Annotated in this window: 6 protein-coding genes; 2 read left to right on the forward strand and 4 right to left on the reverse strand. The window is 34.2% G+C overall.

What is annotated here, in order from left to right:
* The first annotated feature begins 125 nt into the window (after positions 1 to 125).
* Positions 126 to 3152 (forward strand): type I pullulanase, encoded by a 3027-nt coding sequence (gene pulA / locus BUB63_RS01320; RefSeq protein ID WP_073247682.1) that lies wholly within the window; start codon positions 126 to 128, stop codon positions 3150 to 3152.
* A gap of 336 nt (positions 3153 to 3488) precedes the next feature.
* Here pulA and BUB63_RS01325 read toward each other — a convergent pair whose 3' ends face one another.
* Positions 3489 to 4358, reverse strand: a complete 870-nt coding sequence (locus BUB63_RS01325; RefSeq protein ID WP_027308133.1) for a tRNA 2-thiocytidine biosynthesis TtcA family protein — start codon at positions 4356 to 4358, stop codon at positions 3489 to 3491.
* Between the two features lie 299 nt (positions 4359 to 4657).
* Between BUB63_RS01325 and adhE the strand changes: the two genes are divergently transcribed.
* Positions 4658 to 7243 (forward strand): bifunctional acetaldehyde-CoA/alcohol dehydrogenase, encoded by a 2586-nt coding sequence (adhE, locus tag BUB63_RS01330; protein ID WP_073247683.1) that lies wholly within the window; start codon positions 4658 to 4660, stop codon positions 7241 to 7243.
* Between the two features lie 109 nt (positions 7244 to 7352).
* Here the strand turns inward: adhE and treR are convergent, their stop codons facing one another.
* From treR to treP, 3 genes are all read right to left on the reverse strand, one after another.
* Positions 7353 to 8069 carry a trehalose operon repressor gene (gene treR / locus BUB63_RS01335; protein ID WP_073247684.1) on the reverse strand — a complete coding sequence of 239 codons (717 nt, stop codon included), beginning with the start codon at positions 8067 to 8069 and terminating at the stop codon, positions 7353 to 7355.
* A gap of 34 nt (positions 8070 to 8103) precedes the next feature.
* On the reverse strand, positions 8104 to 9750 hold the full coding sequence (treC, locus tag BUB63_RS01340) for an alpha,alpha-phosphotrehalase (RefSeq protein WP_073247685.1): 1647 nt from the start codon (positions 9748 to 9750) through the stop codon (positions 8104 to 8106).
* 100 nt (positions 9751 to 9850) lie between these two features.
* Positions 9851 to 11272 carry a PTS system trehalose-specific EIIBC component gene (treP, locus tag BUB63_RS01345; protein WP_073247686.1) on the reverse strand — a complete coding sequence of 474 codons (1422 nt, stop codon included), beginning with the start codon at positions 11270 to 11272 and terminating at the stop codon, positions 9851 to 9853.
* Positions 11273 to 11285 lie beyond the last annotated feature (13 nt).

The raw sequence follows: 11285 nt of genomic DNA on the forward strand, positions 1-11285 counted from the left end.
GTTTTTTTAAAATTAAAAAAGAAATAATATTTATATATTGAGAATTTACATCTACAAAAGAAGGAAAAATAAAGTACGTGTCGAATTTTATTAAATTGAATGTTAATTTAGAAGGGGGAATCTTTATGACTAAAAAGAAATCACTTGCTGCGTTTACTTTGGTGGTTTTTATGCTTATCAATCTATTTTACTTTTTCCCGCCAAAGCAAACGTTTGCTCAAGGCAAAACAAAACTAATCATTCACTATGCAAAGGACCCAAATACCAACAAGGACTGGAACCTTTGGATTTGGCCTGCAGGAAAAGATGGTAAAAAATATGAGTTTACTAAAAAGGATGACTTTGGTCCCTATGCAGTTATAGAATTTGATGAAAGCTATGATAAGGTTGGGTTTATAGTAAGAACTGATGATTGGGAAAAGGATGTTGCAGAGGACAGATTTGTTGATAAATTTAAGGATGGTGTGGCTGAAATATGGCTACTTCCAGGTGATGCTGAAATTTATTATTCAAAGCCAGATAAGAAAAATTCTACACCTGTAAAGCTTAAAGAACAAACAAAGGTTACTGTTCATTATTATAGATATGATGGAAAATACGATGGCTGGAATCTTTGGATTTGGCCTTTTGGTAAGCAGGGAAAAGGATACAATTTTACAGGTAAAGACAGCTTTGGAGTTGTTAGTACATTTGTTATTGATGATACCTTAGGCGTAGATAAACTTGGAATCATAACAAGAAGAAGTGAACCTAACAATGACTGGGCTGAAAAGGAATTTGGTGATAGATTTATAACTAAGTTTAAAGAAGATGGCTCTGCTGAAATATGGTTGATGCAAGGAGATGAAAGGGTTCACTATTCTATGGATACACTTGATTTAACACAAAAATTAGTTTCTGCTTCAATTGATGGCATTAGCACTATAAATATTGAGGTTAACTTCCCATTTGAAATTAATGATACCCTAAAGGACAAGATAACTATTAAGGATAACGAAAAAACATATACAATTAAAGAGATAAAAGTTGACGAATCTACAAAGGTTGACAATAAAGCAAGAAGACTAAGTATAGTGCTTAATGAAAAATTAGCACTTGATAAAACAATTACAGTAGAATTTAAAGATTATGGAATAAAAACTGCAACCTTTGGTCAAATATTTAGCTCTAAGGAATTTGATGAACTTTACTTCTATTCAGGAAATGACCTTGGTGCAAACTACTCAAAGGAAAAAACAACCTTTAAGGTATGGGCACCAACTGCAAGTGAAGCAAAGCTTGTTATCTACTCAAAATGGGATGATAAACAGGGTAAGGAACTTGCAATGAAAAAGGAAGAAAAGGGTGTATGGTCATATACATTAGATGGTGACCAAAACGGAACAATTTATACCTATAAGGTAAAAATAGGCGACAGCTGGAACGAAGCTGTTGACCCTTATGCAAAGAGTGTTACTGTAAATGGCGATAAGGGGGTTGTTATTGATTTATCAAAAACTAACCCTGAAAAATGGAATCCAAAATCAAAACCACAATTTAAAAACCCTGTAGATGCAGTAATCTACGAGCTTCATATAAGGGACTTATCCGTTCATCCAAATAGCGGAATTAAAAATAAAGGAAAGTTTTTAGGTTTAACAGAAACAGGAACTAAAACAAAGAAGGGAACACCTACTGGGCTTGATTATATTAAAAGTTTAGGGGTAACCCATATAGAAATATTGCCAATGTTTGATTTTGCATCAATTGATGAAACTTCAACAAAACCTCAATTTAACTGGGGATATGATCCTAAAAACTACAATGCACCAGAGGGAAGCTATTCAACTGACCCATATAACCCAATATCAAGAGTATCTGAGCTTAAGACAATGGTTCAAACACTACACGACAACGGTTTAAGAGTAATTATGGATGTTGTTTACAACCATATGTACAGTGCAGAAGCTGCTAATTTTAACAAACTTGTACCAGGATACTTCTTTAGGACTGATGCATCAGGTAAACTCACAAATGGTTCTGGATGTGGAAATGATGTTGCTTCTGAAAGAAGTATGGCAAGAAAATTTATAGTTGAATCTGTTGTTTATTGGGCTAAGGAATATAACGTTGATGGATTTAGATTTGACCTAATGGGACTTTTAGATATTGAAACTATGAATACAATAAGAGCTGAACTTGATAAAATAGACCCATCTATATTAATAATAGGAGAAGGTTGGAACCTCTCAACAGCACTTGATGACAGCCTAAAGGCAAACCAAAAGAATGCTGCAAAGATGCCAAGAATTGCCCATTTTAATGACACTATAAGAGATGGAATAAAGGGAAGCGTATTTAACCACAACGAACCTGGATTTGTTAATGGAAGTCGTTCTTCACAATTTAAAGTTATGTCTGGTATTGTAGGCGGAATAGATTATTCAAGTGGAATAAGCACTTGGGGTAATATTGAACCTGTTCAGTCTGTTGTTTACTGTGAAGCCCACGACAACAATACCCTGTACGATAAACTAAAGTTTACTAATCCAAATGCATCTGAAGAAGAAATAAAAGCAATGCATAAACTCGCTGGTGCTATTGTTCTAACATCACAGGGAATTCCTTTCCTACACGCAGGACAAGAGTTTATGAGAACAAAACAGGGAAATGACAACAGCTACAATGCAAGTGATGAAATAAACAGACTTGACTGGGATAGAAAAGACCAAAACATTGATGTAGTTGAATATTATAAAGGATTAATAGAGCTTAGAAAAAATCACCCTGCATTTAGAATGCCAACTGCTGAAATGATTAAAAAACATCTTGAATTTTTAGATACACCAACAAATGTTATCGCATATACTCTAAAGGACAATGCAAACGGAGATAAGTGGAAGAATATTGTAGTTGCCTTCAATGGAACTGAAAAAGAACAAAAGATTACTCTTCCAAGCCGTGGAAAATATTGTGTTGTTGTAAACGGACAAAAGGCAGGTGTTAAAACACTTGAAACTGTAAGCGGTGGAACTCTTACACTTCCACCAAAGACAGCATATGTTCTATATGAAAAGACAACAAATTATGCACTAATTTCAGCAGTAGTAATTCTTGTTGGAATGTTAGGCTTTGTTGGATACCATATGTACAGCAAATTAAATAAGAAGTGATTAATTTAGAGCCCTACTTTTGTAGGGCTCAAGCTGTTTAAAAAGTTATGTATTGATTAGCCCCATGAAGGATTTCTTAGGCATTCGTTCATTTCGCTAATCAATTCTAAGCTTTTCTTTGTTTGAAAAAGTCCTACCCTCGCGATGCCATCGTCCTGATGGCCGCTCGGCTCGGCACGTCCTGTGCCGAATTACGGACTTTTCCAAAGTCGAAAAGCTAAGAATTGCTAAAGCTCACGAAATATGCCAATTCGAAATCCTTTCATGAGGCTTTTTCATACTTTAGCTAACAAACAGGTTTATCAACAATTTAAAAATTCATTATTAAGCCTTATCCTATTCATCATAAAAATCTAAAAAGGAATATTCCTTATCTCCTTTTTTCCAGCCTAATATACAGTCCATATTTACATTTTTTGAAGCATTGAAAATAGATTTATCAACATCATTAAACTTCTTTTTTAATTCCTTTATAAGCTCTTTAATTTCGTATCTCTTATTTGCTATCTTTTCTGCAGCTACCATACAAGCACAGTTAATAGGCCATATACCATTTGCTTTAGTAAACTGTTCTATATGTCTCTCCTCTATATAATACATTGGACGAATTAACTCTATCCCCTCAAAATTTTCTGACTTTAACTTTGGCATCATTGTTTTAAAATTACCAGAATACAAAACATTTAGCATAATAGTCTCTATAACATCATTAAAATGATGGCCAAGTGCAAGCTTATTACAACCAAGTTCCTTTGCCTTTGAATATAGGGCACCTCTTCTCATCCTTGCACACATATAGCAGGGATAATCCTTTGCTATTCTATCTGCAACTTCAAATATTCCAGATTCAAATATTTTTATTGGTATATTTAAATAGTTGCAGTTGTCAATAAGAAGTGCTCTTATGCTTTCGTGATACCCTGGATCCATTGCTATAAACTCAAGCTCAAAATTAATCTTACCGTGCCTTTTTAGCTCTTGAAACAGCTTTGCCATAAGCATACTGTCTTTTCCGCCTGATACGGCAACAGCAACCTTATCCCCATCTTCAACAAGTTTAAATTCATCTATTGCCTTAACAAATTTAGTCCAAAGTTTATTTCTATATGTTTTAATAATACTTCTTTCTATATCCTTTAAAGGTTTTCTTTCACTAAAGGGAACTAATATAGGACAACCAGTCCCCGCAAGCTTATTTTCGCTCATTCTTATCCTCCTTTTTTTAAAATATCGTATTTTATTATATTTCACATATAAGTATTTATTCAACAAGTATTTTTGTGTAGACTTTGTTATTTTTTTAACTTTTTTTGTTTTAGGTATTGATTTTTTTGTTGGACTATATTACAATGTAATTGTGAATTAATTAACAAACTAACAGTTTAATTAATTCAATTTTTATTTATTGTTTTTGTTAATAATTTAACTATTAAGTATAATTAATCTTCTTCAACATTATCGACATTTCTATTAATGTTATTATTTTGACAAGTGAGGTGTTTTTTATGGCAGTAACAAACAGAGAGGAACTACTTCAAAAAATCTCTGAAATAAGAGAAGCTCAAAAGAAATTTGCAACTTATACACAAGAACAGGTTGACGAGATTTTCAGACAAGCAGCAATGGCTGCAAACAATGCAAGAATATATCTTGCAAAGATGGCTGTTGAAGAAACAGGAATGGGTATAGTAGAAGACAAGGTTATAAAGAACCACTTCGCATCAGAATACATCTACAACAAGTACAAAGACGAAAAGACTTGTGGCGTTATTGAAAAGGATGAAACTATGGGACTTACAAAGATAGCAGAACCAATAGGAGTTATTGCTGCTATAGTTCCAACAACAAACCCAACATCAACAGCAATATTCAAGGCACTACTTGCTTTAAAGACAAGAAACGGTATAATATTCTCTCCTCACCCACGTGCTAAAAAATCAACTATAGAAGCTGCACGAATAATACTTGACGCTGCTGTTAAGGCTGGTGCACCAAAGAATATAATAGGATGGATTGATGAACCATCTGTTGAACTTTCACAGCTTGTTATGGCAGAATCTGACTTAATTCTTGCAACTGGTGGACCTGGAATGGTAAAAGCTGCATATTCTTCAGGAAAACCTGCAATAGGGGTTGGTGCTGGTAATACACCTGCTATAATCGATGAGTATGCACATATTAAAATGGCAGTAAACTCAATACTTCTTTCAAAGAGCTTCGACAATGGTGTTATCTGTGCATCAGAACAATCTGTAATAGTACTTGATGAAGTATATGATGAAGTAAAAAATGAATTTATTGAAAGAGGAGCATATATCTTAAAGGGAGATGAGGTTGACAAGGTTAGAAAGATTCTTCTTGTTAACGGCTCAATAAACCCAAATATAGTTGGACAAAGCCCACAAAAGATAGGTGAAATGGCTGGTGTTAAGGTACCAGACAATGCAAGAATAATAATTGCTGAAGTTGAGTCAGTTGAAATAGATGAACCATTCTCCTATGAAAAGTTATCTCCAGTTCTTGCAATGTATAGAGCTAATTCCTTTGATGAAGCACTTGATAAGGCAGTAACACTTGTTAAGCACGGCGGATTTGGTCATACTTCAGTTCTATACACAGACACAATAAAGTGCAAGGACAGAGTTGAAAAATTCAGTATGGCAATGAAGACAGGAAGAACAATAATAAATATGCCTTCTTCACAGGGTGCAATTGGAGATATTTATAACTTCAGACTTGCTCCATCTCTAACTTTAGGCTGCGGTTCTTGGGGTGGAAACTCTGTTTCTGAAAATGTAGGAGTTAAGCATCTTCTAAACATTAAGAACGTAGCTGAGAGGAGAGAAAATATGCTTTGGTTTAGAGTACCAGAAAAAATATACTTCAAATATGGTTGTCTTCCTGTAGCACTACAAGAGCTAAAGGATATGGGCAAGAAAAGAGCATTTATAGTAACTGATAAGGTACTGTTTGATTTAGGATATGCTGAAAAGGTTACTAACGTGTTAGATAGTATAGGAATTGAAACAAGCGTATTCTTTGAGGTTGAACCAGATCCAACACTTGCTTGTGCTAAAAAGGGTGCTGATTTAATGAGAGCATTTAACCCAGATGTTATAATAGCACTTGGTGGTGGATCACCAATGGATGCTGCAAAGATTATGTGGGTAATGTATGAACATCCAGAGGTTAGATTTGAAGATCTTGCAATGAGATTTATGGATATAAGAAAGAGAGTTTACAGATTCCCAGAACTTGGACAAAAGGCTATGATGGTGGCAATTCCAACATCAGCTGGTACAGGTTCAGAAGTTACTCCTTTTGCAGTTATAACTGATGAAAAGACTGGAATTAAGTACCCTCTTGCTGATTATGAATTAACTCCTGATATGGCAATTGTTGATACTGAACTTATGATGAATATGCCAAAGGGATTAACAGCAGCTTCAGGTATAGATGCCCTAACTCACGCAATAGAGGCTTATGTTTCAGTTCTTGCATCAGAATATACAAATGGACTTGCACTTGAGGCAATAAGATTGATATTTAAGTATCTACCTCTTGCATATAGTGAAGGCCCAACTAACCAAAAGGCAAGAGAAAAGATGGCACACGCATCAACTATGGCTGGTATGGCATTTGCAAATGCTTTCCTTGGTGTATGCCACTCAATGGCACATAAACTTGGTGCAATGCATCATATACCACACGGTATAGCAAATGCTCTACTAATTAATGAAGTAATCAGATTTAATGCGGTAGATAATCCAAGAAAGCAAGCTGCATTCCCACAATATAAGTATCCAAACGCTAAGTGGAGATATGCAAGAATTGCAGATTACCTTGGACTTGGTGGAAAGACTGAAGAAGAAAAGGTAGAACTTTTAATTAAAGCTATAGATGAACTTAAGGAAAAGCTAAATATACCAAAATCAATAAAGGAAGCTGGAGTTTCAGAAAAGAAATTCTATGCAACACTTGATGAAATGGCTGAACAAGCATTTGACGATCAATGTACAGGTGCTAACCCAAGATATCCATTAATAAGCGAAATTAAAGAAATGTATATAAATGCCTTTGAAGGCAGATAAAAGATAAATTCCATATAGTTTTCATTAGTTTACCCCTATCCTATATAGTTTATCCCCTTGCATTATTGATATATAATAAAGAGCTAACAACATAAAACCTGTTAGCTCTTTATTTATGTCTTCTTGCAAAGTCTATAAATTTAAATTTATCTGGTCTATGTCTTGATTCTGTATACTGGAAAAGAGTCATATCTTCCAAGTACACATAGTTTTTCACCACCACAACAACATCATATCCATCTAAATCCAAATACCTCTTATCCTCATCGGTTGCATTCTTTACAACTATCTCCTTCTTAGCAAAGGATATCTTTAACCCTAACACATTTTCAATATACTCATAAATAGAATTTTGGCAGATTTCCTTTGTAAATCCATCAGCCACCCTCTTTAAAATAAAATCCTTGTCAAGTATTATTCTTTTATCCTTTATTTTTCTGGCCCTAACTATCTTCCAAACCTCATCTTGTTCACTTATTTGAAGCTGTTTTTGAAGATATTTATCAGGCTTTACAACTTCAAGCTCCTCAACTATTGTTTGGACAGAACCGCCCATTTTACTTGCAAGTTCTTTAAAACTTATAAGGCCTGAAACCTGAAAATCAAACTTATTAATATCAAGAACAAAGGAACCCTTACCCTTAATCTTTTGTATATAACCATTCTGTTCAAGACGCAGTAGGGCTTTTCTTACAGTATCCCTTGATACATCGTACATCTGCATCAGTTCGTTTTCTGAAGGAAGTTTGGCATTTGGTTCATATTCTGCCTTTTCTATTTTTTCCACAATATCATTATATATTATTAGGTATTTACTATTTTCCATCCTCATCACCAATGATATTGTAACACGCCTTACATTACTTTACAATATAGTAAACTACAGATTCATAAGGCCTTAATGTTAAATTAGATAAATCTAATCCACTATCCCTATAATTTGATAATAATATTTCTACTCTACCCTTTAAGTCTATTTCTCCTTCTAAGTTAACCTTAGTAGGCTCTCCATAGAAGTTATTTACAACAACAAGTAGCTCATCTTTATAGCTTCTTGCATAAGCAAATACGCTTTTGTGCTCTACACAAAGTGGAATATAATCACCGTATGCAACAACGTCATACTCTTTTCTTATTCTTATAAGTTCCCTGTAATGGCTTAAAATTGAATCAGCATCATTTATCTGAGCTTCAACATTTATTCCTTTAAAATTATTTGAAACTGATATCCAAGGTTGTCCATCTGTAAAACCAGCATTATCACTATCATCCCACTGCATTGGGGTTCTTGAGTTGTCCCTTGACCTTTCCATTATAATTTTCATTACTTCTTCGTCATCCATTCCCTTTTCTTTTAAAATTCTATAATAGTTTATAGACTCAACATCCTTATAGTACTCTATTTTGTCAAAATATGGATTTGTCATACCTATTTCTTCACCTTGGTATATATATGGGGTTCCCCTTAGCATATGGATTGAGGTTGCAAGCATCTTGGCCGATTCTTTATGATATTTTTTATCATCTCCAAATCTCGAAACAACTCTTGGTTGGTCGTGGTTACACCAAAACACTGCACTCCAACCATTACCCTTCTGCATACCTATTTGCCAATCGTTAAATATCTTCTTTAGCTCTTTAAAATCAAAATCCATAAGAGCCCATTTATCTCCGTCTTTATAATCTACCTTAAGATGATGAAAGTTAAATACCATTGAAAGCTCTTTTTCTTCTGGATTTGTGTATTTTATGCAGTTATCAATTGAAGTAGATGACATCTCTCCTACTGTAATTATATCATCATATCTACCAAATGTATTTTTGTTAAGTTCTTTTAAGTATTTATGAATGTTTGGGCCATCAGTATAAAATCTTCTTCCATCACCTATTAAATCATCTTCAAATACTGCTGGTTTTGATATAAGATTTATAACGTCAAATCTTAGTCCCTTTACTCCCTTTTGTAGCCAAAAGTTTACTATTTCATATACATTTTTTCTTACCTCTTCGTTATCCCAATTTAAATCCGCCTGGGTTACATCAAACAAGTGTAGGTAATATTCACCAAACTTTTCTACGTATTCCCAAGCACTTCCTCCAAACTTAGACTGCCAGTTTGTTGGTTTTTCTTTAAATATATAAAAGCCTTTATACTTTTTATCACCTTGAAGAGCTCTTTTAAACCACTCGTGTTCTGTCGAAGTATGGTTTAAAACCATATCAAGCATTATACCAATATCCCTCTTTTGTGCTTCCTCAACTAAAGTTTCGAAATCCTCCATCGTTCCAAATCTACTATCTATATTATAATAATCTGCAACATCATACCCATTATCCCTTTGGGGTGAAACATAAAAAGGAGTTAGCCAAATATAGTCAACCCCTAAAAACTTTAAATAGTCAAGTTTCTCAATGACACCTCTTAAATCTCCAAAACCATCTCCATTTGAGTCTTTAAAGGATTTTGGGTAAATTTGATATACAACACTCTTTTTAAAGTCCTTCATCTCGTCACTCCTATTCTTTAATTTTTTTTAACACAATTGGGCTGTTTTGAAAACAGCCCAATTGTGAGTTTTAAATTAGGGGAAAGTATATTCAACATTATTACTTGTTATCCTTAACAAGAATATTATTCTTCTTAAACAGTACTGTAAGCATAAATGGAACTACAATTGCAATTAGCATTGCTATAAAGAACTTAAACATAAATTGTGGCTTTATTGAAAGGATTCCTGGAAGTCCTCCAACACCAATTGAGTTTGCTAAAACACCAGTTCCTACTGAAAATACTGCTGCAATTGATGAACCAATCATTGCTGCAAGGAATGGATATACATATTTTAAGTTGATACCAAACATTGCTGGTTCAGTTACTCCAAGGTAGCAGGATATACAAGCTGGAATTGAAACTTGCTTTTCTTCTTCATCGTGCTTATTTAAATAGATAATTGCAAGTACTGCAGAACCTTGTGCAATATTAGATAGTGCAATCATTGGCCATAGGTTTGTTCCACCAAGTTCGCTCATTAATTGTAGGTCTATTGCATTTGTCATATGATGTAGACCTGTTATAACAAGTGGAGCATAAGTAAATCCAAATATTGCTGCAAATAGCCATCCAAATGCTGATGTAAGTCCTGCATAAACAACCTTTGATATTGCTGAACCTATTGCCCATCCAAGAGGTCCTAATATTGTATGGGCAATTAACACTGTTGGAACAAGTGCAAAGAATGGAACTACTATCATTGATATATATGAAGGAACTATATCTCTAAGCTTGGATTCAAAGAATGAAAGTGTAAATCCTGCAAGTATTGCTGGTATTACTTGGGCTTGGTAACCAATCATCTTAACTTGTGCAAAACCAAAGTTCCATACTGGTATTTCCTTTGCTGTTGCAACTGCATAGGCATTCAGTAGCTGTGGTGAAACAAGTGTTATACCAAGTACTATACCAAGTATTTGTGTTGTACCCATCTTCTTTGATATTGACCAAGTTATACCAACTGGTAAGAAGAAGAATATTGCTTCACCTATAAGCCATAGGAAGTGGTGAACACCAGCCCAAAATTGAGATATTTCAGTTAAACTCTTTGTTCCATTTTCAAACATCTTAATATCGCCTATTATATTTCTAAAACCAAGTATAAGACCTCCAACAACAATTGCTGGAATAAGTGGTGCAAATATTTCACCAAGATGTGATATAAGTCTTTGAATTAGACTCATATTTTGTCTTGCTGCCTTCTTTGCTTCTTCTTTGCTAACACCTTCGATGCCTGCATATCTTACAAACTCATTGTAGAAAACAGCAACTTCATTTCCAATGATTACCTGGAACTGTCCTGCTTGAGTGAAGGTTCCCTTAACAATCTTCATCGCATCAATCTTTTTTACATCTGCCTTCTTTGGATCATTTAAAACAAATCTCATTCTTGTTGCACAGTGGGATACTGCTGCTATATTTTCTTTTCCTCCCACGTACTCTAAAAGTTCTTTTACATCATTTGCAAATTTACTCACCTTTGTTCCCCTC

Origin of the sequence: Caloramator proteoclasticus DSM 10124, assembly GCF_900129265.1 — a bacterium.
GTDB lineage: Bacteria > Bacillota > Clostridia > Clostridiales > Caloramatoraceae > Thermobrachium > Thermobrachium proteoclasticum.

Coding starts and splice junctions, on each gene's coding strand:
- pulA (WP_073247682.1), top strand. CDS start 126: ATGACTAAAAAGAAATCACTTGCTGCGTTTACTTTGGTGGTTTTTATG.
- BUB63_RS01325 (WP_027308133.1), bottom strand. CDS start 4,358: ATGAGCGAAAATAAGCTTGCGGGGACTGGTTGTCCTATATTAGTTCCC.
- adhE (WP_073247683.1), top strand. CDS start 4,658: ATGGCAGTAACAAACAGAGAGGAACTACTTCAAAAAATCTCTGAAATA.
- treR (WP_073247684.1), bottom strand. CDS start 8,069: ATGGAAAATAGTAAATACCTAATAATATATAATGATATTGTGGAAAAA.
- treC (WP_073247685.1), bottom strand. CDS start 9,750: ATGAAGGACTTTAAAAAGAGTGTTGTATATCAAATTTACCCAAAATCC.